At 54.7% G+C, this 22,895-nt stretch carries 17 protein-coding genes and 1 tRNA gene; 10 read left to right on the top strand and 8 right to left on the bottom strand.

Annotated features, from left to right (window positions below; translation table 11 throughout):
• Positions 1-9: 9 nt before the first annotated feature.
• Positions 10-2,382 carry a TonB-dependent receptor plug domain-containing protein gene (locus tag BUA36_RS22405; RefSeq protein WP_072787612.1) on the bottom strand — a complete coding sequence of 791 codons (2,373 nt, stop codon included), beginning with the start codon at positions 2,380-2,382 and terminating at the stop codon, positions 10-12.
• A 217-nt stretch (positions 2,383-2,599) separates the two neighbouring features.
• Here BUA36_RS22405 and BUA36_RS22400 point away from each other — a divergent pair, with 217 nt between their 5' ends.
• Both BUA36_RS22400 and BUA36_RS22395 read left to right on the top strand, forming a co-directional pair.
• Positions 2,600-2,980, top strand: coding sequence for a VOC family protein (locus BUA36_RS22400; RefSeq protein WP_072787610.1), 381 nt, complete (start codon positions 2,600-2,602; stop codon positions 2,978-2,980).
• A 1-nt stretch (position 2,981) separates the two neighbouring features.
• Positions 2,982-3,722, top strand: a complete 741-nt coding sequence (locus BUA36_RS22395; RefSeq protein WP_072787608.1) for an AraC family transcriptional regulator — start codon at positions 2,982-2,984, stop codon at positions 3,720-3,722.
• A gap of 3 nt (positions 3,723-3,725) precedes the next feature.
• Here BUA36_RS22395 and BUA36_RS22390 read toward each other — a convergent pair whose 3' ends face one another.
• The 5 genes from BUA36_RS22390 to BUA36_RS22370 are packed head-to-tail and all read right to left on the bottom strand — an operon-like array spanning position 3,726 to position 7,955.
• Positions 3,726-4,775 carry an aldo/keto reductase gene (locus BUA36_RS22390; protein ID WP_072787606.1) on the bottom strand — a complete coding sequence of 350 codons (1,050 nt, stop codon included), beginning with the start codon at positions 4,773-4,775 and terminating at the stop codon, positions 3,726-3,728.
• Between the two features lie 11 nt (positions 4,776-4,786).
• Complete coding sequence (locus tag BUA36_RS22385; protein ID WP_072787605.1) at positions 4,787-5,827, bottom strand: quinone-dependent dihydroorotate dehydrogenase; 1,041 nt, start codon at positions 5,825-5,827, stop codon at positions 4,787-4,789.
• A 33-nt stretch (positions 5,828-5,860) separates the two neighbouring features.
• Complete coding sequence (locus BUA36_RS22380) at positions 5,861-6,589, bottom strand: arginyltransferase (RefSeq protein ID WP_072787603.1); 729 nt, start codon at positions 6,587-6,589, stop codon at positions 5,861-5,863.
• A 40-nt stretch (positions 6,590-6,629) separates the two neighbouring features.
• Positions 6,630-7,358 carry a leucyl/phenylalanyl-tRNA--protein transferase gene (gene aat, locus BUA36_RS22375; protein ID WP_072787601.1) on the bottom strand — a complete coding sequence of 243 codons (729 nt, stop codon included), beginning with the start codon at positions 7,356-7,358 and terminating at the stop codon, positions 6,630-6,632.
• Positions 7,359-7,367: 9 nt separating this feature from the next.
• Positions 7,368-7,955, bottom strand: coding sequence for an NUDIX hydrolase (locus tag BUA36_RS22370; protein ID WP_072787599.1), 588 nt, complete (start codon positions 7,953-7,955; stop codon positions 7,368-7,370).
• A 161-nt stretch (positions 7,956-8,116) separates the two neighbouring features.
• Between BUA36_RS22370 and BUA36_RS22365 the strand changes: the two genes are divergently transcribed.
• From BUA36_RS22365 to BUA36_RS22330, 8 genes are all read left to right on the top strand, one after another.
• Positions 8,117-8,193 (top strand) — tRNA-Met (locus BUA36_RS22365).
• A gap of 79 nt (positions 8,194-8,272) precedes the next feature.
• Positions 8,273-9,811 carry a site-specific integrase gene (locus tag BUA36_RS22360; RefSeq protein ID WP_072787596.1) on the top strand — a complete coding sequence of 513 codons (1,539 nt, stop codon included), beginning with the start codon at positions 8,273-8,275 and terminating at the stop codon, positions 9,809-9,811.
• A 285-nt stretch (positions 9,812-10,096) separates the two neighbouring features.
• A complete protein-coding gene (locus tag BUA36_RS22355) occupies positions 10,097-12,421 on the top strand; it encodes a sigma-70 family RNA polymerase sigma factor (protein WP_072787594.1) in 2,325 nt (774 codons plus the stop codon).
• Between the two features lie 29 nt (positions 12,422-12,450).
• On the top strand, positions 12,451-13,938 hold the full coding sequence (locus tag BUA36_RS22350) for an ATP-binding protein (RefSeq protein ID WP_208861921.1): 1,488 nt from the start codon (positions 12,451-12,453) through the stop codon (positions 13,936-13,938).
• A 3-nt stretch (positions 13,939-13,941) separates the two neighbouring features.
• Positions 13,942-16,848 (top strand): Z1 domain-containing protein, encoded by a 2,907-nt coding sequence (locus tag BUA36_RS22345; protein ID WP_072787590.1) that lies wholly within the window; start codon positions 13,942-13,944, stop codon positions 16,846-16,848.
• The gene (locus BUA36_RS22340; RefSeq protein ID WP_072787589.1) at positions 16,832-17,848 is read left to right on the top strand and encodes a PD-(D/E)XK motif protein; all 1,017 of its coding nucleotides are present in this window, start codon (positions 16,832-16,834) and stop codon (positions 17,846-17,848) included. The genes BUA36_RS22345 and BUA36_RS22340 overlap by 17 nt, the downstream gene beginning before the upstream one ends.
• Positions 17,845-19,620, top strand: coding sequence for an AIPR family protein (locus BUA36_RS22335; RefSeq protein WP_072787588.1), 1,776 nt, complete (start codon positions 17,845-17,847; stop codon positions 19,618-19,620). Before BUA36_RS22340 ends, BUA36_RS22335 begins: the two co-directional genes overlap by 4 nt.
• A gap of 28 nt (positions 19,621-19,648) precedes the next feature.
• Complete coding sequence (locus BUA36_RS22330) at positions 19,649-20,104, top strand: very short patch repair endonuclease (protein WP_072787587.1); 456 nt, start codon at positions 19,649-19,651, stop codon at positions 20,102-20,104.
• A 19-nt stretch (positions 20,105-20,123) separates the two neighbouring features.
• Here the strand turns inward: BUA36_RS22330 and BUA36_RS22325 are convergent, their stop codons facing one another.
• Entirely contained in the window at positions 20,124-21,680 is a 1,557-nt protein-coding gene (locus tag BUA36_RS22325) for a DNA cytosine methyltransferase (protein ID WP_072787586.1), read from the bottom strand.
• Positions 21,681-21,843: 163 nt separating this feature from the next.
• Positions 21,844-22,695: an ankyrin repeat domain-containing protein gene (locus BUA36_RS22320; protein ID WP_072787585.1), complete on the bottom strand. Its 852-nt coding sequence runs from the start codon at positions 22,693-22,695 to the stop codon at positions 21,844-21,846.
• Positions 22,696-22,895: the final 200 nt, after the last annotated feature.

Raw genomic sequence — 22,895 nt, 5'->3', positions numbered from 1 at the left:
GGGATAGGCTTACCAGCTATAGGCTGCCTTGGCGTAGTAGTAGCGGCCGTTGAAACCGTTCGGCGCAAAGCCGCTATACGGATTGATGCCGTTATTGTTCAGGTTGCCCGCCGACGTGACCTGGTCCGGATAACGGTTGGTCACGTTGTCGATGCCGGCACTCAGGCGCCAGTTCTTGCCCAGCTTGACGCTCCCCGACAGGTCCAGCACCCATTGCGGATCGTAGGTCTGGTCCAGCGCCACGCTATTCTGCGGCACCGTAAAGCTGCCGTAGCGCGTCACCACAGCACGCGCGCCCCAGATGTTCTGGGTCCAGTCGGTGGCCAGGCTGAACTTGTCCTTGGGCGAACCAACGGTGATGCGGTTGATGGTCTGGCGGTCGATCAGCGTCAGGCCGTTGGCGGTCAGGATCGCCGGGTTGGCGTTCACATGCTCCAGCGCCGTCTTGTTGTGGTTGTAAGCGGCGGTGAAGTCGAAACGGCCCACCTTGCTGCTCTCCCAGCGATAGGTACTGAGGATATCGACGCCGGTGGTGCGCGTGTCGATGGCGTTGGTGAAGTAGCGGCCCGCGCCCACCAGCAGCCCTTGCTTGGCCAGCGTATCCTTGAGCGTCTGGCTCAGCGTCATATTCGCCGACAGCGCGACACGGTCATCGATATTGATGCGGTAGGCGTCAATCGTGGTGGTCCAGTTGCGGGTCGGCTGCAATTGCAGGCCGAGGCTGTAGTTGCGGGCTTTCTCTGCCTTCAGCGGCGTCGCGCCCAGTGCCGAGGCGGCCGCGCTGCCCACCGCAAAGGTGCCGGTTTCAATCGGCGTATTCACGCCGTTCACGACCGAGAAGTTGGTGGTGGTGATGGTGTAGAACTGCTGCGCCAGCGATGGTGCGCGGAAACCGGACGAAGCCGTACCACGCAGCGATACCGCATCGTTGAACGCGTAGCGCGCCGAACCCTTGGCCGAGGTGGTGCTGCCGAAGTCGCTGTAGCGCTCGTGGCGCAGCGCGGCAGAGGCTGAGAACTGCTTGGTGACTTCCGCTTCCAGGTTGGCGTAGATCGACTGGTTGTGGCGGCTGTTGGTGCCGGCGTTGATTGGACGGAAGCCGGAGAAGCCCTGCGCACCGCTGCCCGAGTAGGACGCCAGATCGCCCGCGCCAATCTCGTATTCCTCGTGACGGTACTCGGCGCCCAGCGCCACCGTCAGCGGGCCGGTGAAGGCTTCCACTGCGTATTCCTTGGCGACATCCACATTCAGCAGCGACTGCGTGTTCTTCAGCTTGCCGGCGTAGAAGTGGGTCGGGCTGCTGCCAGCCAGGTCGAGATTGACGGTGTTGTCCAGGTCCAGCTTGAATTCGTTGCTGCCGTAGTTGGCGCTCACGTCCCAACGCCAGCCGGAGGCTTCGCCGCGCAGGCAGGTGACCAGCGAGGTGTCGGTGGACCGGCTGTTCTCGAGCGGCAGGAAGCCTTCCGGATAGATCGTCGAGCGGCCGAAGGTGCGCCAGGTGGCGGCGGCCGAGGTGTCGCGCTGGCCGTAGTTGGCGAAGGCGTACCAGTCGATATTGTCGTTCACGCGGTACTGGCCATTCACGAACAGCACGCGCGGCTTGGTGTCCGGGTCGCCGAAGCGCTGGTTGACCTTGCCGTAGCGCGGATCGGCCGGATTGCGGAAGTCGGCGCCGGCGCGGTTGGTCGGGTCACGGTCGGCGGCGTCGATGGCGATACGCACCCAGCCGTCATCACCGAGGTTGAAGCCGGTCGAGCCGCGCACCGACACTTGCTTGCCGTCGCGCTTCTGGTATTCGCCAAAGCCGATTTCCGCATCGCCGCCCGCCGCGCCTTTTTTCAGGATGATGTTGATGACGCCGGCAATCGCGTCCGAACCGTACTGCGCTGCCGCGCCATCGCGCAGCACTTCGATGTGGTCGATGGCCGACAGTGGAATTGCATTCAGGTCGACCGGCGCCGAGCCGCGGCCCTGCGTGCCGTTGACGTTGACCACGGCCGAAGCATGGCGGCGCTTGCCATTGACCAGTACCAGCACCTGGTCCGGCGACAGGCCGCGCAGTTGCGCCGGGCGCACGGCGTCGCTGGCATCGGCGCCGGAGGGGCGCGGGAAGTTCAGCGACGGCAGCACACGGCCCAGCACGGTCGCGAGCTCGGTCGAACCGCTGGCCTGCAGTTCGCGTGCGCCAATGATATCCACCGGCGATTCGGAATCCACGGTGCGGCGGTTCTTGGCATAGGTGCCGGTCACCACGATGGATTGCAGCTCGCCATCCGACACGCTTTGCTGCGCCCACGCGGGGACGCTTGCCATCATCAAACCGCCCAACAACAGGGCGCGCGGCAGGGGAGCAAGGACGGTCAGCGGTGAGCGGGTAGGCATGGTAGCAATCTCGTAGTGATGTAATGTCGGGATGTTATATGCGGGCAATGCATTTGCCCACGAATCGTTATTACTTAGGATATGTGAATTCTGAATATTGTTGTTACAAGGTGTCGCTATTGTGGCACGTATGGGTAAAATTTTGTCGCCGTAGCGGCAGCGCGCCACTGTGGGCGCGGCTATAGTGGAACGGTCGTTCAACCCACGGAGGATCGCCATGTCAGCCACACTGCGCCACTTTGCCATCAACGCCGACGATGTCGGCCGTGCCAGGACGTTTTATGAAAGCGTGTTCGGCTGGCGCTTCGACCCATGGGGGCCGCCCGGCTTTTACCAGATCAAGAATGCCGGACAGGGTTTGCTGGGCGCGTTGCAGGAGCGCCGCGAACTGGTGGCCGGCGTACGCGTCGCCGCCTACGAAACCAGCATGGGCGTGGACGACCTGCGCGCCACCATGGCGGCGGTGGAAGCCGGCGGGGGGCGCATCGTCATGCAGCCCTACCGGATTGAGGGCGTGGGCGAACTGATCTACTTCGAAGATACCGAAGGCAATCTGGTGGGCGCCATGCAGTACGATCCGGCCTTCCAGTTTCCCTGAGATGGATGGCGACGGCTACGATGTGCGCTCGCTGGCGCTGGGCTTCCGCACCGGCGCCGTCATAGAAGAGCACAGCCACGCATGGGGACAGCTGGTGTTTGCGGCGTCGGGCGTGATGCGGGTGTGCACCGCCAGCATGGCCTGGCTGACGCCGCCCACACGGGCCATCTGGGTGCCAGCACGGTTGCAGCACCGCATCGAGATGGAAAGCGCGGTGGCGGTGCGTACGCTGTACATCGGCGCGCAACGCGCGGCACCGTTGCCGCAGATGCCGGTGGTGCTGGCGGTGACGCCGCTGTTGCGCGAACTGATCCTGCACATCCTCGGCATTGGCATGCTGGCCCCGCACGAGCCCGCTCAGGCACGGCTGGCTGGCGTGCTGATTGATTTGCTGCTGTCGGCCGGCCATGAGGACCTGGCGTTGCCGCTGCCCGGCGATCCGCGCGCGTTGAAACTGGCGCAGCACTGGCTGCGGCAGCCGGATGATGAGCGTGGCATCGCCGCGCTGGCGGGCGAGGCTGGCGCCAGCCTGCGCACCATGCAGCGCCTGTTCCCGCAGCAGACCGGCATGACGCTGGAGGCCTGGCGCCAGAAGGCACGCCTGCTGCACGCGGTGTCGCGCCTGGCCGGTGGCGCCAGCGTGACCGACGCGGCGCTGGCCTGCGGCTATCATAGCCTGGCGGCGTTTGGCACGGCATTTCAGCGCCAGTTTGGCGTCAGCCCCAGCCGCTACATCGCATGAGCCTTACTGGCCCGGGTTGGTGATGCGCGCGTGAATGGCGTCGCAGGCCTGGATCACTTCTTTCGGCAACTGCACCTCGAGCGCGTCGATGTTCTGCTTGAGCTGGTCGAGGTTGGTGGCGCCGATGATGGTCGAGGCCACGAACCAGCGCGAGTAGCACCAGCCGAGGGCCAGCTGCGTCGGCGTCAGGCCGTTGGCGCGCGCCAGCTTGGTGTAGCAGGCCACCGCTTCCAGCACGCCCGAACGCAGGTAGCGCGGGCTCCAGTTGGGCGGGAAGATGGTCAGGCGGCCATGGGCCTTGGGATTGTCGTGGTACTTGCCGGTCAGCTGGCCGAACGCTAGCGGGCTGTACGCCAGCAGGCTGACGTTCTCACGGTAGCAGGTTTCGTCCAGCAGGCTGGTTTCGTAGTGGCGCGCGGTCAGGTTGTACAGGTTCTGAATCGAGGCGATGCGCGGCAGGCCTTGCAGCTCGGCCTGCTTGATGAATTCGTTGACGCCCCAGCAGGTTTCGTTGGAGACGCCAATCGCGCCGATCTTGCCTTCCTTGACCAGCTGGCCCAGCGCGGCCAGCGTGTCTTCGATGGCCACGCACTCGCGGTCATGCTGGGGATTGAAGCTGTTGTTGCCGAAGATGGGCGCGTTACGGCTGGGCCAGTGCAATTGATATAAATCGATATGCTCGATTTGCAGGCGCTGCAGGCTGGCGTCCACTGCCGCTTTCAAATTGGCGGCGTCGAAGTTGCGCGCGCGGCCGCCGCGTATCCAGCTGACGTTGGCGTTGGGACCGGCCGCCTTGGTGGCGATCACCACCTTGTCGCGCAGGCCGCTCTTTTTCAGCCAGCTGCCGATGTAGCGCTCGGTTGAACCTTGCGTTTCGGCGCGCGGCATCACTGGGTACATTTCCGCCGTGTCGATGAAGTTGATGCCGCGCTCGATAGCGTAATCGAGCTGGCTGTGTGCTTCCGCCTCGGTGTTCTGCTCGCCCCAGGTCATCGTGCCGAGGCAGATCTTGCTGACGTTCAGATGGCTGTTACCCAGTTGTACCGTTTGCATATGCTTTCCTTTTAGTGGCCGCGAAGCGCGTCGGCGCAGTCCTTGATCAGCGCAGGTCCAGCGTAGATCAGTCCGCTGTACAGCTGCACCAGCTGGGCGCCGCACTCCATTTTGACCTTGGCGTCCGCCCCTTGCATGATACCGCCGACGCCGATGATGGGCAGCGCATCGCCCAGCTCGGCCTTGAGCAGGCGGATCACGGTGTTGGAGAACTGGAACACCGGCGCGCCCGACAGGCCGCCCGCTTCAGCGCCGTGCAGCATGCCAGTCACTGCATCGCGGTTCAGCGTGGTGTTGGTGGCGATGACACCGTCGATCTTGTGGCGGATCAGCGCATCGGCGATGTTCTTGACCTGGTCGCCGTCCATGTCCGGTGCAATCTTCAATGCCAGCGGCACGTAGCGTTGGTGCTGGTCGGCCAGGCGCAGCTGGGCGTCTTTCAAGGTGCTCAGCAGGCCGTCCAGTTCGGAACCGCCTTGCAGCTGGCGCAGGTTCTTGGTGTTGGGCGAGGAGATGTTGACGGTGACATAGCTGGCGTAAGGGTAGACCTTTTCCAGGCAGTGCAGGTAGTCGTCGGTGGCGCGTTCAATCGGCGTATCGGCGTTCTTGCCGATGTTCAGGCCCAGCACGCCGGCCTTGTCCTGGTAGAAGCGCGAGGACTGTACATTGGCCACAAACGCATCGACGCCGCCATTGTTGAAGCCCATGCGGTTGATGATGGCGTGCGCTTCCGGCAGGCGGAACATGCGCGGCTTGGGATTGCCCGGTTGCGCGCGTGGCGTCACCGTGCCCACTTCGATCGAGCCAAAGCCCAGGTCGGCCAGCGCATCGATATAAGCGCCATCCTTGTCGAGGCCGGCAGCGAGGCCGACCGGATTTTTAAACGTGATGCCCATGACGGTGCGCGGATCGGCCTTGGGCTGGGCGACCAGCCGGGTCAGGCCCAGTGCGGCGGCGCGTTTCAGTGCAGGCAGGGTGAAGTGGTGGGCGGCTTCGGCGTCCATCGAGAACAGCATGGGACGGGCCAGGGAATACAGGAATTTGTTGGACATGGGGCGCTCTGGTTGGTGATCGCCCGTATTTTATCAGGCGTCCAGCACGCTCCACACGCCCTTGATGCGGGCTTCCAGCGGCTTGAAGTTGGTTTTATAGGACATTTTCGGGCTTTCCTTGATCCAGTAGCCCAGGTAGACATAGGGCAGCTTGAGTTCGCGCGCCTGCTCGATTTGCCACAGCACGTTGTAGGTGCCATAGGAGGCGCCTTCCACATCCGGATCAAAGAAGGTGTAGACCGAGGACAGGCCATCCGACAGCACGTCGATGATGCTGACCATGCGCAGCGTGCCGCCCGGCTCGCGGAACTCCACCAGCCGCGTGTTGACGCGGCTTTGCAGCAGGAATTGCGCGTACTGGTCGCGGCTGTCCTGGTCCATGCCGCCGCCGGCGTGACGGCGACTCTGATAGCGCAGGTAGAGCTCGTAATGCTCGTCCGAGAAGGACAGCGTGGCCACGCCTGCCGTCAGGTCGCCATGCTTCATGCGGGCGCGGCGCTGGGTGCGGTTGGGCTTGAACTCGTCCGCCACCACGCGCACCGGGATGCAGGCCTGGCAACCATCGCAATATGGCCGATAAGTAAAGATGCCGCTGCGGCGGAAGCCGTTCTTGACCAGCTCCGAGTAGACGTCCGCATTAATCAGGTGCGAAGGCGTAGCCACCTGCGAGCGGGCCTGACGGGCGTCGAGGTAGCTGCAAGGGTAGGGCGCCGTTGTGTAAAACTGCAGCGTCGCGAAAGGCAGGTCGTTCAGGTGCGTCATGCACGTCCTATCGGGCGAGTGGTTGAGTCTTTACGCTAGCTTAACTGGCTGGCGCGAGTGGTGCAATTGGTTCCCATGCTGTGATCTGAGGCAATTCAATACTGTTGCGCAGATGCGCCAGGAATTGGGCGCGCGGAATGGGCGCCGCACCCAGCGAGGCCAGATGGCCGGTCTCCTGTTGGCAATCGATCATGCTTACACCCTGCTCACGCAGGAAGCGCACCAGATAGGACAAGGCGATCTTGGAGGCGTCCGTGACGCGCGCAAACATCGACTCGCCATAGAACATGCGGCCAATGCAGACGCCGTACGCGCCGCCCATCAGCTCGCCATCCAGCCAGACTTCGGCCGAATGCGCGTAACCCATGCGGTGCAGGCCGGTGTAGCCGGCAATGATGTCTTCCGAGATCCAGGTGCCGGGGCCATCGCGGCGCGGCGCGGCGCAGTTGCGCATGACTAGTTCGAACGCGCTGTCGAAACGCACTTGCCAGCGGCCGCCTTCGTTGCGGCTGCGTTCTACTTTACGCAAGGTTTTCCTGAGCGAGTCGGTGACGTGGAAGTTTGCCGTCATGAGCACCATGCGCGGATCGGTGCTCCACCACAGGATGGGCTGGCCTTCCGAGAACCATGGGAAGATGCCGTGCTGGTAGGCCATGAGCAAGCGCTGCGGCGACAGGTCGGCGCCGGCGGCCAGCAGGCCGGGCGCCTCGGTCGTCAAGGCGGTGGAGACATCCGGAAACGGGGTGTCGGTATCGAGCCACGGAATCATCTTAATGCGTCACGCCGGTTCGATGTCAGAGCGCATATTGCGGTTGATGTCCTGCGTGTGGAAGCCATAGCTGCCGCCTTCGCGGATTTTTACGCGGTCGGCAAAGAACAGTTCCAGCGTGGTGCGGATGGTGGGGAAGGCCAGCTCGTCCCAGGGAATCTCTTTTTCCGTGAACAGCTGGACTTCCAGGCTTTCCTCGCCAGGCGCGAAGTCGAGGTCGATGAGTTCGGCCAGGTAGAACATATGGACCTGGTGCACGTGCGCGACGTTGAGCAATGTAAACAGCTTGCCAAGCTTGATATTCGCGCCAGCTTCTTCCTGGGTTTCGCGGATCGCCGCCTGGCTGGTGGTTTCATTGTTTTCCATGAAGCCGGCCGGCAGCGTCCAGTAGCCGTAGCGCGGCTCGATGGCGCGCTTGCACAGCAGCACTTGCAGCTCGCCGCCGCGCTCCCACACGGGAATCGAGCCCAGCACCATCTTGGGATTTTGGTAATGGATGGCGGCGCAGCTGGCGTTGGTGCACACGTAGCGGGGACGGTTATCGCCCGCCGGAATCGACAGGCTGACAGGGGAAGCGCATTCGGAACAGAATTTCATAAACTCATTGGACAGGTCGGTTTTATGCTTACTTTACACCGATTGCCGTGCGCGCGGCAGGATAGCCGTCCCGCCAGCTCGGCATTTATTCGATCTATCATGCTTCTTTCGGAGATTGATATTGCCTAAACGCGCGAACTGCCCTATAATAACGGCACAGACGCGGGGTGGAGCAGTCTGGCAGCTCGTCGGGCTCATAACCCGAAGGTCACAGGTTCAAATCCTGTCCCCGCAACCAGAATACGGCAAGCCGTTGAATCCAAAAGGACTCAACGGCTTTTTGCTTTTGCGGGTGTGCCATTCCTAGTGAGCCACCTATGCAAATCAAAGCACCTCGTTTGTTCCTCAACCGTTGCGGCGTCTACTACTTTCGCTACAAAGCCAACGGCACCGAGAAACGCATCAGTCTTCGCACTAAGTGTGTGCGAACTGCTAATATTATTGCTCTGCAATTGAATCTCAACATTGAGAGGCAACGAGCAATGAATCAGCCCAAAATTTCAGATTTCGACTTTGGCTCGATTGATCGTTATGAGATCAGCCTACCTAACGGAATGACCATCAAAACGGATGGCACCCAAGCAGATCATGACCGGGCTATGGAAGCCTTGGAAAAGATCGGTCCTATTCCTGAGCAGGTTCAACAGCGACGAGCTATGGAGATCAAGATGGAAAAATCTGAAGCCCTAATACCTGCTGTCAAAAAATGGCTGGCTAACTGTGCGGGGAAAAATGGGCCTAGGACAGTGGTGACGAAGACCTATCACATCAAAGATTTTCTAGCCCGCTCCTTCTCGCATGTTGAAGTCGTTGAACGCTGGCTCGCTGAAAGCCAGAATACGGACTTTTTGAAAGAGCGTGGTCTTCGGGCAGTGGAAGCTCGGAAGGCCAAAGGAGACTACAAAGAGAAAGACATTGAGAGCAATGCCATCAGCAAGAAGACCCTCACTGACTACAAGGGGATGCTCGCAAGTGGTGAGGATGCACAGTCGGCCAAGACCATTGATAACAAGCTAGACTCCTTGAAGGACTTCTTTGACTACGCCATTGGGCATGGCCTCTATACGCTCTCGCAAGAGAACCCTGTTCGGGGCTTACACATCCATACCAAGAAAACGAGGAAAGCCAGCACACAATCATTCCAGCCCTTCCCTGTGCAAGCCCTGCAAACGCTCTTTGAGTCGAAGGGCTATCTGGCTCGCATGACTGAGCCGGATTTATTCTGGGGGCCACTCTTGGGCGTTTATAGCGGTATGCGGATTGGGGAGGCGACTCAGATTCGCACACAGGACGTGCATCTTGCTGACAATGGCGTTCACTACATCCACGTCTACAAAAGTAAAACGGTCGGTGGCATTCGCAACGTCCCCATTGCACAAGCCTTGATTGATATGGGTTTCCTTCAATACGTGGAAGAGTGCAAAGCGGCAGGTGCTGAACGGATTTTCCCGCATACGCCATACATCAACCACTCTTATTACAAGCACCTCTCTGCCGCATTACTAGAGCATCAGCGGGCTTTGAAAATCAAGCTGCCACAAACGAGCTTCCACTCATTCCGCGTGAACGTCATCACAGAGCTTCACAACAAGGATGCCAACGCGGGCAAGATTTTAAAGATCGTTGGGCATGAAGATGGAAGCGGTGGCGGGCAAGCTGTGCATTGGGGCTATGTGCGTGATCTGCCTGACTGCAAGGAAATTGTAGACTTGCTGCAATGGCCTATCGATCAAACGGCTCTGAAATATGATGGCCGTTTTAAAGATTTCGTGAGTGAGCCGAAGAACTGGGCTAAAGAAAACCAACAGCCTAAAAAAGTAACAGGGCTGAAGAGTAAAAAAACAAGCAGCAACTAAGTCGTCTCACGAGATTTGATTCAAGCAGGATAAATTTTATTGTGCGAGCACAAACAAATCATTTAATCCATCAAGAATTTATCAAAAGAAAGTTACTTAGACCTGCCAACTTCAGGTAACTCCTGTAGAATTGCTAAAACATAATTGTTATTTATAACACGTTTTAGTCCACATGAATGCAGGGAAAACAGAACGGGGCCATGGGAGTCAGCCTGTGGCATCCTTCTTCAGTAGGTTTGAAGCTTTAGCAACTCGCTCGAATAAAGCAGAATGAGAGGAGCCAGCATGTCTCCTCTAAATCCTCTTTTCAAAATGGCTGTGATGGCAGGAGTTGAGAGTGCTGTGCAGCTCCATATCGACCGAGGCGATGATCTCAATGCTCGCGATGGGAATGGGCTGACCTTGCTCATGCTGTCAGCGACAAGAAACAAATCAGCCATATGCCAACTGCTACTCAATGCCGGTGCTGACGATTCATTACTTGACCCGGTAGGCAGAACGGCCCATGCGATAGCCGTTGAAGTGGGAGCTGACCAAGCGGCCCAAGTGTTGGCTCCTCCAACTTCTTCGCCTGAAATCGTAGCGTCGTCTGATGCACCACTGCCTTCTCCGGTAGAGCATGCAGCGGCGATAGATTCGCCCGCCGAATCAGCTCATCCAGATGAAGGCACAGTAATTGTCGTAGAAGCGACACCTTCTGATAGCAGCTCAGAAATCGAGGTGGATGGCTTTGATTTATTTGGATGGGAGCCGGAAGAAACCCTTACTCCACCTGAGCTAGATCCGACCTTAGCCGCCGAAGCGAGTGCAGTCCAGGCAGCCATATCTGCCCATGAACCCATTGATTCCTCAACTGACTGGGACGATGTTGATGCGTTCTTGCCAGAGCAATCGGTTCCGTTCATACGCAAAGATGATATTGAAGCCAGGGAGAATTTACGTCTCACGCTACTGAGAGCGTATCGTGAGGGAAGCGTGCCCCATATGGCAATCGAGGCTTTGTCTACGAATGACGACGGGACTGCGAACCCTGAGTTTGAAGCCCTGTTGAGCTTGGTAGTCAATGACTTGGCCGCAGAGATCGATGAGCGATTTGAATATCGAACCAGTCAGGAAGACTTCACCGTTTTCATCTCGCCGTATGAGAGTGAAGATGAGGAGCAAGTCATTGACACCGCCTTGCAATTTATCGATACCGTCGCTTCTCGACGCTCAGAGCCGTTGAGGATCTACCTCAAAGAATTTCAGAAGATCAAACTGATCTCCGGCGATGAAGAGGTTGCACTTGCAAAGCAAATGGAGAAGCAGCATGCACATGCTCTTGAGGTGCTCGCCTCTTGGCCCGAAGGAATCGAAAAGGTATTAGCCGCAGGTCGTCTTGTTCAGCAAAAAGCAAGGACTCTATCTTCAGTGTCAATGGGACCTCTTGAGCCTCAGCCTGATTTAGACGCCTCTGACGATGAGCCTACTCTCGTATCTGAGATGGAGGCCACTGACGACGAGACGGATGATGAAGCCGAAGAAGCTGCCATCACCTCGGATAGTGCTGCACACCCTTTCTTTGATGGGCTGCTGCGTTTGACCGAGTTGAAAAACGAGCCCTCATCAGCAGACTCAAAAAAAGAAATTCAAGAACAACTGGGAGCACTGCGGCTGAGCACGGGGTTTCTCTTCGAGTTAACTAAGGCCGCATGCAATGATCCTCACGAATCGGCTTGTGAATTTGCGGCGGCAATGGCTGGATACCTGCAAGCACGTGAACAGATGGCCGCAGCGAATTTGAAGCTAGCCTTCCATATCGCAAAAAAATATCTCTACAGCGGCGAGCCTTTGGACGATTTGGTTCAAGAGGCCAATATCGGCTTAATGAAAGCGGTTGAGCGTTTCGACTGGAGACGTGGTTATAAGTTCTCGACCTATGCTACTTGGTGGATACGCCAGCAAGTAGGCCGCTCCGTTGCTGACACTGCTCGGACGATACGGATTCCCGTTCATGTTTATGAAACGCTCCAGAAGCTATATAGAGAGACACGGGCTTTTGAAGCAGAGGTAGGACGAAAACCGGAGGCGGACGAGATCGCAGATCGTCTCGGCATCAGTTTGCGAAAGCTCAGATCGCTTGAGCGAATTCCGCAAGAGCCTGCCACGATAGATGACGACTTTGATGATGAACTGATTGATGCTAGTTCATACGATAGCCTGGTGTCGCCTGACCCGTTTGAAGTGTCAGCCGAAGCTCAGTTCTGCCGGATCGTTGACACGGTAATTTCTTGCCTCAAATTAAAAGAACAAAAGGTCACTCGACTACGCTTCGGTATTGGTGTGAACTCTTCCTCCACACTGGAGGAAGTTGGTGTCGCTTACGGTGTGACAAGGGAGCGTATTCGCCAAATTGAGGCAAAAGCACTTCGTAAGTTAAGACACCCTAATCAATCAGATCAGCTACACCTGGCCTTTTTCGGAAAGCCACCGATAAGACCGAAGCATCAAGTGAGCTCGGATGCTTCAGAAGATCAAACCGACGAAGGTGCTCAAGTGGATGACGATGCCTCTGTAGAAATTGAGCCAGCATCAGTCAACACCCCAGAGATGGAACTAACTAGCAAATGATTGCTTGCTTTAACTGAAGGCCATTGAACATGACATTAAAAACCCGTAGCGCACCTCCTCATGCAATGGCGATGCTTGAGGCACTTCGTGGTTTAGGTTATTCAACATCTGCGGCATTGGCTGACATCATCGACAACAGCATTTCTGCTGGAGCTAAAGAGGTGTGTGTCGATTTCGTTTGGGATGGTCTTTCAAGCCGTATTTCAATACTAGATAACGGCAGAGGCATGTCTGACGCAGAGCTGGAAAGTGCAATGCGTTTAGGTGATAAGAATCCACTCGATTTACGAGCAGCACATGACCTGGGCCGCTTCGGCATGGGTTTGAAGACAGCTTCATTTTCACAATGCCGGCGCCTAACGGTTAAGAGCATCAAGAATGAAGTGGAGAGCTGTCTTCGTTGGGATCTGGATGAGCTTGCAGCCAATCCTGACGGCGGATGGCTTTTGTTTGAGGGGCCAGCTGATGGTTCAGCTAGCTATCTCGACGCATTGAATGCTGCAAAGTCGGGGACGCTCGTGCTGTGGGAGCTGATGGATCGGGTCGTCACTGGCGGCTACACCGTCAACAATTTCAATGACCTAATAGATACAGTTGAATCGCAGTTAGCGATGATCTTTCATCGCCTGCTTCAAGGACCTCGTGCCAAGCTCAAGCTATTGCTCAACGGGAGAGCTGTCGCTCCTTGGGACCCGTTTATGTCGGGCCACGCTGCAAAACCTTGGACCTCACCGGTCACGAATCATGCGACCAGCTACGGTAATGTCGCGGTCCAGTGCCACGTATTGCCTCACCGAGATAAATTAACAGTAGCCGAGTTTGAGGAAAATGCGGGGCCTACCGGTTGGACAGCTCAGCAAGGGTTTTATGTATATCGAAATGAACGGCTGCTTGTTGCTGGTGGATGGCTTGGACTCGGCAATGCCCGTGCCTGGAACCGCGAAGAAGCTCATCGCCTAGCACGGATTCGCCTGGACATTCCAAACACCGCAGACGCAGATTGGAAAATTGACGTTCGCAAGTCCACGGCACGGCCACCTGTATCACTACGTCCTTGGCTGATGTCACTCGCAGAAAATACGCGTGAACGAGCACGGCAAGTATTTGCATACCGAGGCACACCAACACCGGCACAAGGTAACGCCCCCATTGAACAAGCATGGCGTGTAGACCGGCTTAAAGCAGGCATGCGTTACAGGATCGATCAAAATCATCCTTCGGTTGCAGCGGTTCTGGCAGGTGCTGGCGAGCTGCAACCGCTTATCAAATCAATGCTTCGCGTCATTGAAGAAACTGTGCCGGTTCAACGCATCTGGCTTGATACTGCTGAAAATAAAGAAACACCTCGAACCAGCTTCGAGGGAGAGCCTAATGAAGCCATCATCGAAGTGGCGAGCGTTCTTTTTGAAGATCTCATTGAACGCAAAAAACTCAGTGTTGAGGAGGCCCGCAAGACCATGCTCCGCACTGAGCCCTTCCAAAAATATCCATCACTTGTCGCAAAACTTGGGAGCTAAAACATGACTGTAGCTGAAGAGATCGCAGCACAGAACGAGTTAATCGAGAACGTTATCGCTACTGCACAGCGATTGATCCGGGCCGAAAAAGACAAATCCAAAATCACGCCTGCATACATCGCAGCCAAGGTGCAGAAGGCCGTGGATATGTTTACGGGTGACGAGCCCGTGGTCATTGACCAGCAAGCCGTTGTCTCGACCCTGATTCAGCGGTTCAGCCACTGGATGGGTAAGTCCACCACCATGAAGGACGACACCAATCACAAGGAATGGCTGAACGCTGCACGTAAAGCGGACTGGCAATACTGGCGGCGTTACCAAGACTTCTTGGAATCCAAGTTGTCTGATACCGTAGTGGAAGGCGTTGACGAGGCTACGGATAATATTCTTGAGCTATTAGAAGACCCGCAGCGAACAGACTCATGGGACCGTCGCGGCTTAGTAGTCGGTCACGTCCAATCGGGCAAGACCAGTAACTATTCCGGTCTTATCTGTAAAGCTGCTGACGCAGGCTATAAAATTATCATTGTGCTTGCTGGACTTCACAACAATCTTCGTTCGCAAACCCAGATGCGGCTTGAAGAGAGTTTCTTGGGATATGAGACCACTCTGGATCGATCCCCAGGCATGCCTATAGGCGTCGCAGAATTCGGTGGAGATCTAAAGACTCATTCCGCAACAACGCGTGCAGATAATGGAGATTTTAGTAAGGCTATCGCCAACCACTTCCAAGGTATTTCGCCTGAAGCCCGACCTTGGCTCTTTGTGGTCAAGAAGCAGAAAACTGTTCTAACAGCCCTCCTCAAATGGATACAAACCCGTGTCGCTGATTCTACTGATTCGGAAGACGGTCGGAAGTTGGTAACAAAGCTGCCGTTGCTTGTCATTGATGACGAAGCCGATAACGCATCCGTTGATACTGGCGAAGATATCATGGATGAAAATGGACAGCCTAATGAGGAATATAAACCCAAGACAATCAATAGCCTCATTCGTCAGGTCTTGCATGCATTCACCCGCAAAGCTTACGTCGGCTATACAGCGACTCCTTTTGCGAACATTTTTATCCATCAAAAAGGCAGCACTAAAAAAGAAGGCCCAGACTTATTCCCCAAGGCGTTCATCATTAACTTGTCCGCTCCTTCCAACTATGTGGGCCCTGCTCGCATGTTCGGAAAAATGACCAAGGATGGTCGACAAGGCGTGTTGCCTTTATCGCGGGATATTGAGGATAACTATGATGAGGGGACGCAATTAGGATGGATGCCGCCTAAGCATAAGAAGACCCATGAGCCGCTTTACGAGGGGCAGGAGACAGTTCCTCCGTCATTGCACGAGGCGATCCATTCATTTGTTCTTGCCTGTGCCGTGCGTGAACTTCGCGGACAGGGAACAGAGCATAGCTCCATGCTGGTTCACGTCACTCGATATGTGGATGTGCAAAATCATGTGAAAGCTCAGGTTGAAGAAGTGGTCCGCCGTATGAAACAGCGGATCACAAGAGGTATCGATTCTGAGACCCTTCTTGCTCAATTACGTGAACTTTGGGAGAACGATTTCCTTCCGACTCGCGATGAAGTAGCAGAGCTCTCTACTGAAGCGGAACGGCCCGCACTGTTGCCAGCATGGGATGACGTTGTGGCCGCACTTCCCAATATCCTGGCTGACATTCAGGTTCGCTCGATCAATGGAACAGCCAAAGACGCCCTTGACTATGCCGCTCCAGGAGCGGCATTGAAAGTGATTGCTGTGGGCGGTGATAAGCTTGCACGGGGTCTAACTCTTGAAGGCTTATGCGTTAGCTACTTTGTGCGAACCACTAAAATGTATGACACGCTCATGCAGATGGGCCGTTGGTTTGGATATCGACCAGGCTATCTGGATCTCTGTCGCCTCTACACATCGCCGGATCTCATTAAATGGTTTGAACATATAGCTGACGCATCCGAAGAATTGCGTGAAGAATTTGACTTCATGGCAGCGGCGAAGCTGACGCCAGAACAATACGGATTAAAGGTTAAGTCTCACGAACTCTTGACCGTCACATCGCCGCTAAAGATGCGAAACTCTGAAACGCTGTCCCTCACTTACAGCGGAACAAGACCTCAAACGATTCTCTTTCGCAGAAACGTGGAAACACAGGAAACCAATCTGGAAGCCACAGATGCTCTGATCAGCAGCCTTGGAGCTCCATCTGAGCGCGAAATCGAATATCAGCGTGATGGCGAAGCTCATCGCTGGAAGAATGCGGGCCTGTGGAGAGATGTGGATGCAACCAACATCATCACTTTCTTGGAAAGCTACTTAACACACCCTGCTGCAACAAGTGCTAAAGCTGCTGTGCTCTCGGACTTCATTACCAGGATGAATGACACGGGACAACTCACAAAATGGAGTGTCGCACTTATTGGCAGTGGCAGCGGGCGTGGTGAGTCTCATCAATTCGGCGAGATCACAGTTGATTCGTTCCCATTTCGGAAACTAGACGAAACTCTTGATAAGAAAGATCCGTCGAAATTCGCCATCGGAGTTTTAACTGACCCAAAAGACGAAAGCATCGACCTAAATGATGAGCAATGGCGAGCGGCGTTAGAGTTAACTAGGGCAGCATGGAAGCCTGAGCCAGCTCGCGGCCGAGTCAATCCTCCAAAGGAGCCGAGCGGGAAAGGCATTCGCGAGGCACGTCAAAAATTGGGAGGAACTGCTGACAGAGGTTTGCTATTGTTGTATCCACTGACGCCATACGATACGGAGAAAGATCCCAAAGATCCCCAAGATCTAGTTGTTCCAGGGTGGACTAAACCTATCATGGCCTTTGCCATCGCGTTCCCCGCTAGTGAAGATCCTATTAGCGTATCTTACAAAGTCAATCTCTTATACTGGACTCAAGAATATGGCCCGTCAGAGTGATGAATTTTTGATGGCGTGGTCATCACTGTCTGGACTTAGTAGCGAGCCAGGCTGGCAGGCTATTCCTATTGCCCCAGCCTTCCCGCTTGCACTCCAAGCGGGCCGCCGTTCACCAGACAATGCAGAAGCCGTGTTAGTTGGATTCCCTTCTATACATTTGTCTGCTTCAGACAAACTACCTGAGGGGCAAGGCTTTGCGGTTGAGCGAGTTGATCCTCAAGGCGATAGCAAACTATGGCTGGCATTGACACGAAAGGCAGCCGGTAGCGAAGATCTATTCGCAAGCATGGCGTCTGATGTAGTGGGAGCACTCGATGATGCGGTTGCTGTCGGATCGAATGAACAGAAGCTGCTGCGTGTCTTTATCGGTCGTGTTGGGGCTTGGCAGGAGTTCATGCGAAAGGGACTTCAGGCCCTAAGCCCTGAAGCTGAAATTGGTTTGGTTGGTGAGCTCTCTGTGCTTCGTTCCATCATGGATGCCGGTGTGCCGGCGCCACTGGCTGTCGAGTCATGGCTTGGGCCACTGGATGCTCTTCAGGACTTTGAATTAGGGACTGGAGCGTTAGAAGTGAAGTCCACGCTTTCGGCCATTGGATTCCCTGCCAAGATAGGCTCGCTTGAGCAGCTTGAGGACTCAGTGCGACAGCCGCTATTTGTGGTTAGTGTTCGACTTAAACAAACGAGCACTGGAAAAACTTTGCCTGAGATCGTTGATGAGATGCAGTGCATCGTTAAAGGTGAACCGGAAGCTGAGCGTCTCTTGGCCGAGAGACTGCTCGCAGCAGGATTCATAGAACAGCATGGCGATCGCTATTCTAGGCGGTTCTCTGCCGCAGGCACACGCATTATTGAAGTGGACAAAGACTTTCCTCGCCTCACACTAGGCAATGTCCCAGTAGGCATTACGAAGGCGACTTATGAGATCGACCTGGATAAGGCTGCTGGAACTGTTCTGGGGATTGATGAAGCATTGAAAAAATTAGGGGCAATGAAGCTATGAATTTGAATGATTTTTTGCTTGAGACGCAGACAAGTGTCAGAGCACAAATGAATGATGGTGCTCTTTTTGAAGAGCTGGTTTTTTCCGGCATTGTGATGGATCACATGGCCGAAATTGGCATGACCTTCGAGCCAGTCGAGTGCCACTACGAGGGCAAGTTCGGTGCCGCAAATCTGCGACTCAGCGGCTACGCGATTTCGGAAGACCTGGACCAACTGGATTTGTTTGTCAGTCTCTATGCTGGTGTTGATGTCCCCACTCCAATTCCTGACTCTGAAACCAAAACCGCAGTTGAGCAGTGCTTGCGATTCTTGACCCTCTGTGCTGAGGGTAAGCTTGCACAGAAGCTGGACCAATCGACTAACGTCCGCTCTCTTGCGGAGACTCTCCAAGCAATCTATAACGACTTGGAGCAGATTCGCGTCTACGTCATTACCGACAAAGTAGCGAAATCCAAAAGCTTCAAGACTCGCGAGGTTGGTAGCAAGGCAGTTCGTCTTGAGGTCATGGACATCGAGCGACTGCATCGCCATTGGTCAGAAGGAAAACCGCGCGATGAACTCGTAGTGGACTTTAATGAGGTATCAGGTGCTCCATTGCCTTGCGTGTTTGTCCCGGGAGAAAACGACGACTACGACTATGCACTTACCGCTGTCCCTGGTGAAGCCCTCCGTCTTCTCTACGAGCGTTTCGGTGCAAGGCTTCTGGAAGCTAACGTGCGCTCATTTTTGAGTGTCAAAGGCAAAGGCGTTAATGCTGGTATTCAAAGCACGCTGAGATCCTCTCCTGAACGCTTTATGGCCTATAACAACGGTATCGTTGTCGTGGCTGATGAAATGATCCTTGGCAAGTCAAATGATGGCCCATCGGGCATTGCATGGCTCAAAGGGCTTCAGATCGTCAATGGCGGGCAAACGACGGCTTCCCTGTATTTCACCAAAAAGAAATATCCTGCGACCGATCTGAGCCATGTTCGTGTTCCCGCAAAAATCATTGTGATGAAGACTGTTGATCCATCCAAGGAAGAGGCACTGGTATCTGATATCTCCCGATATGCAAACAGTCAAAATGCAGTCAAGCAGTCAGACCTCTCTGCAAATAAACCGTTCCATGTAGAGATTGAAAAGCTGTCGCGGACAATCTACTGCCCTGATGGCGTGGGCCAGTGGTTCTACGAACGAGCCTCTGGCAGCTACAACACCCTGCTGACGAGGGAAGGTTCTACTCCTGCTAAGCTCAAGGCTCTGAAGGATGCAATTCCAACGTCTCGACGCATTACGAAAACTGATTTGGCGAAGTATCTAACTGCTTGGGACCGTAAGCCGGATATCGTTAGCTTGGGATCGCAGAAAAATTTTGATCGCTTCATGGCGAGCTTGACGCCTGCTGATGGTCAGGAAATCCCGCTGCCAAACGTGCAGGACTTTAAAGCGATGATTGCCAAAGCGAAGATCTATCGTGAGGCTCAAAAACGCCTGCGGCCAATGTTCCCCGCGTTCCAAGCCAATGTCACTGCCTACACCGTATCACTCGTAGCAGAAAAGCTTGGAGGCCGCCTCGACCTGGATCGCATTTGGAACAAGCAGGCCGTATCTTCCGAATTGCTCGACCAGATCGCAGAGTGGGCTAAAGAAGTGAATGAAGTGCTACACAATTCTGCCGGTGGGCGTATGGTATCGGAATGGGCCAAGAAACCTGAGTGCAAGGAAGCAGTGATGAGTGCCAGTTATTCAGCACCAGCTAACGACATACCAGAGCTTAAGGCGGTGTAAATCTTACTTAGCGGGACAGAGGATCTTAGTGACAGACATCGTTCAACCTCACGTGCGAAGCCGGATGATGTCTGGCATTAAAGGGAAAAACTCTAAGCCCGAAATCCTGGTAAGACGTCTGTTGTTTGCAGCAGGCTTTCGCTTCCGTCTTCATCGACGGGATCTGCCTGGAACCCCCGACATAGTTCTGCCAGGTAGAAAGATCGCCATCTTTGTGCATGGTTGTTTTTGGCACGCTCACAATGGATGCCGCTACTTCAAACTTCCTTCAACAAGACCTGACTTTTGGAAGTCCAAACTTCAAGGAAATGTAGAGAGGGATCAGAAGGCGATCATTAACCTTATGTCATTGGGGTGGAGAGTCTTGAATATATGGGAATGTGCGACCCGCGAATTTCAAGGACAAGAACTGGGGGAGGAAATAATCGCTTGGATCAATAGCGATGCTCCATCCGGGGAAATCGGAAGTCAAACCAACAAATAGCTGGCGAGACTTCTCAACCTCATGCGGCTCTGGCAGCCAAAAACTTATAGATGACTTTTGCGATCTTCCGTGCCAACAAAGGCGGCACGGCATTACCGATCTGGCCGTATTGCTCCGTGCGATTCCCTTCAAAGAAATAGTTATCGGGGAAGGTCTGCAAACGGGCCGCTTCTCGCACAGTCAGGCTACGACATTGCGAAGGATCTGGGTGGATGTAGTAGTGGCCATCCTTCTTGATATGAGCCACAACGGTCGAAGAAGGAATGCCACCAATTTGCACTCGGAATCGATCTGCAAACGGAATATTTTCCTCATCAACGTTCGTGTGTGCGGGCAGCAGCTTAGGAGGGAAATGATAAAGCGTCGGCGCATATCCCTCTTCTTTTGCAAATGAGGCTGCAAAAATATATCGATGCAAATCAGATCTCATGTGGCTACGCGTTTCATGCTGTAGCACGCCGCCCAGCCTTGAGTCCAAATACCATGACTTCAATTCTCTGGGCATGGCGGCACTTGGCGTCACCGTCATAGGGATAAAACTCCCGCCAGAATGGATCAGCTTTTTTGCTCTTTCCAAAGCACTTGCCATGCGACCTTCAATGGCCGTGCGATTTTCCGCTCTCCAGTGAGTAAGACTCTTTTTTGCACCTGCTAAAGCATCCAGCCAAGTCTCGTGAGAGTCGGGCTCTTTAGACAAGCGACTACGCAAAGGTGGTAAGCCAGATAGAGCTGTAGCCACTCCAGTTTTAGGGGTTACTGCTCGCAGCAGGAATCGATGTGGATGCGTGATCAAAGTTGGTGTTTGCTCTGCCACATCCGAACGGATGCCGAAGAGAATGACTCGGTGCCGACTTTGAGGAATTCCGTAGGCATCCGCTTCAATCACATAGTCATGCGGAGCCAATTCATCTGCATGCACAACTAGCGAGCGAATTTGATAAGTTAGGCCTTCACGTGGGGCCTTCAAATCCGCCAAGATGCGTTCAAAAATTTTACTACCACCGTGCTTCGAGCTCAGCATCCCCTTCACGTTCTCCATCACAAAAACCGATGGTGAAAACTGCTGGATGATTCGTAAGTATTCGGTGTAAAGGAAGTGTCGTTTGTCTTTCTCAAACGCCTCGGGGTCTTTCCCACGCAGGCGAGAACGTCCAGCCGTAGAGTATGCTTGGCAAGGTGGGCCACCGATTAAAACCCAATCCCGTGCATCGCCAATGCCCTCTTTGATCCATCCATCGATGGTTTCAATAGGTGTTAGCCCCAACTCAGCACAACGAGCTTCGTGAGCAGCCTGCTCAGCCGCCTCCTTGATATCGGGATGAGACAAAAAATCTTCACGCTTGATGGTGCCTCGCACGTAATCATAATACGCATCAGGCGCCTTCCCCTTAGGGAACTTCCTGAATAGAGCACGCAGCATTAACGTCCGATGTGCGACCGGATCTTTCTCAATCGAGACCTTCACGTCAAATCGAGGCACTTCACGCTCATCGCGGATGGAGGAGAAACCCTCGCAAAGCCCTCCGGGCCCTGCAAACAAATCGATTACGGGTATTTTTGCTTGCTGCACTGCCATCAATTATTCGTCTTTATGTCTACATGGAGGCGGAGAAAACAGCCTCAAGCCAGGTGGGATCGAGCTCTTCACAACCCGCTTTCTCAAAACCCTTCATTCTATCCGAAACGATCTGTTTCCCAAAGGATCACATACGCCTAATCTTAGCCCGATAGCCCGTAAGTCAACTCGTCATATACACCATCATTTCTGGTCGTTTCAATGCGAGTGTATCTTGCCACTTAACAGCAGGCTCCCATTCCAAAGCATCCATAGACATCACCTTATTGCGCTGTATGTCTGTCTCCAAGGCCTTGATTAGCTTGCCCCTTTCAGAGTTGGCCGAGATGCTCTGTAATTGATTCAATAGGCTCAAGGCACTACTACCGTCCTTTGCCACATCAAGAGGGGCGGCACCTGCAAGCAAAAGAAGTTTGAAAGTCTCTGTCATCTGCGGATACCACTGATCGCAACCGCTCAGGGCAATGATGGGCGTGTCGCCGTAAGCATTGCGAGCATGCACATCGGCGCCGTGCTCCAGCAGCCATTGAACGCAACGAGGATGCGTGCCAGGCCTATATTTCAGATAGACCATTTTGTGCAAAGCCGTGTAAAGGCTATTTGGCAAGGGTGCGTTGATATCCCACTCGCCCCAGTGCAGTATTCGCATACAGCTAATTTCCGACAGCCCGTGAGGAGCAAATCCCACGAACTCATGCTTGTTAGAAGCTGCGTAGGCCATGAGCGGCTCAGGATTTTTCCAATTTAATTTGCAGGCAGCGAGAGCCGCTAACACGTAGTTATCTAGCATTGCCTCTGCTGCTCCTCGGCCACTGAGAAACAACTCCATATAGTCGTCAGTGATGCCGTAAGCTGCATCCACTTCCAGTGCGAACTCGCACAAAAACTCCCAGGCTTCGTCGCTCTCGAACTGTGGAAGCGTGTCAGCGAATATGAGCATCTTCTTCAGCCCATCGGGTGTCGGCCCACCTGCCTGCGTTAACAAGTCTGAGAGATCCTCAACTGACAGTTCCATGCCTGCTCCTCAAGCGTAGATTCAAGCTCCACGTCTCATCAAATTTAATGCGAATTATCAACGAGACTTTCATTTATCCAATATTATCATGGTAAATTATCAAATAGAGTATTAAAAACATTAATTTCAATTTAATATCAACTCGCCCATAGAGGCCGGTCAACTAGGGTCAGTGTTTGTGCAAATCGGGCAGGCAAAGC

Source organism: Duganella sacchari, assembly GCF_900143065.1.
GTDB lineage: Bacteria > Pseudomonadota > Gammaproteobacteria > Burkholderiales > Burkholderiaceae_D > Rugamonas > Rugamonas sacchari.
The sequence above is the reverse complement of the archived record's forward strand: the minus strand, read 5'-3'. Positions and strand labels throughout refer to the sequence as shown.

Excerpts from the sequence above, each read along its gene's own strand:
- BUA36_RS22400 (WP_072787610.1), top strand. The coding sequence starts at position 2,600 with ATGTCAGCCACACTGCGCCACTTTGCCATCAACGCCGACGATGTCGGC.
- BUA36_RS22390 (WP_072787606.1), bottom strand. The coding sequence starts at position 4,775 with ATGCAAACGGTACAACTGGGTAACAGCCATCTGAACGTCAGCAAGATC.
- BUA36_RS22320 (WP_072787585.1), bottom strand. The coding sequence starts at position 22,695 with ATGGAACTGTCAGTTGAGGATCTCTCAGACTTGTTAACGCAGGCAGGT.
- BUA36_RS22370 (WP_072787599.1), bottom strand. The coding sequence starts at position 7,955 with ATGAAATTCTGTTCCGAATGCGCTTCCCCTGTCAGCCTGTCGATTCCG.
- BUA36_RS22395 (WP_072787608.1), top strand. The coding sequence starts at position 2,982 with ATGGATGGCGACGGCTACGATGTGCGCTCGCTGGCGCTGGGCTTCCGC.
- BUA36_RS22340 (WP_072787589.1), top strand. The coding sequence starts at position 16,832 with ATGGCCCGTCAGAGTGATGAATTTTTGATGGCGTGGTCATCACTGTCT.
- BUA36_RS22355 (WP_072787594.1), top strand. The coding sequence starts at position 10,097 with ATGTCTCCTCTAAATCCTCTTTTCAAAATGGCTGTGATGGCAGGAGTT.
- BUA36_RS22385 (WP_072787605.1), bottom strand. The coding sequence starts at position 5,827 with ATGTCCAACAAATTCCTGTATTCCCTGGCCCGTCCCATGCTGTTCTCG.
- BUA36_RS22325 (WP_072787586.1), bottom strand. The coding sequence starts at position 21,680 with ATGGCAGTGCAGCAAGCAAAAATACCCGTAATCGATTTGTTTGCAGGG.
- aat (WP_072787601.1), bottom strand. The coding sequence starts at position 7,358 with ATGATTCCGTGGCTCGATACCGACACCCCGTTTCCGGATGTCTCCACC.
- BUA36_RS22350 (WP_208861921.1), top strand. The coding sequence starts at position 12,451 with ATGACATTAAAAACCCGTAGCGCACCTCCTCATGCAATGGCGATGCTT.
- BUA36_RS22405 (WP_072787612.1), bottom strand. The coding sequence starts at position 2,382 with ATGCCTACCCGCTCACCGCTGACCGTCCTTGCTCCCCTGCCGCGCGCC.
- BUA36_RS22380 (WP_072787603.1), bottom strand. The coding sequence starts at position 6,589 with ATGACGCACCTGAACGACCTGCCTTTCGCGACGCTGCAGTTTTACACA.
- BUA36_RS22335 (WP_072787588.1), top strand. The coding sequence starts at position 17,845 with ATGAATTTGAATGATTTTTTGCTTGAGACGCAGACAAGTGTCAGAGCA.
- BUA36_RS22360 (WP_072787596.1), top strand. The coding sequence starts at position 8,273 with ATGCAAATCAAAGCACCTCGTTTGTTCCTCAACCGTTGCGGCGTCTAC.
- BUA36_RS22345 (WP_072787590.1), top strand. The coding sequence starts at position 13,942 with ATGACTGTAGCTGAAGAGATCGCAGCACAGAACGAGTTAATCGAGAAC.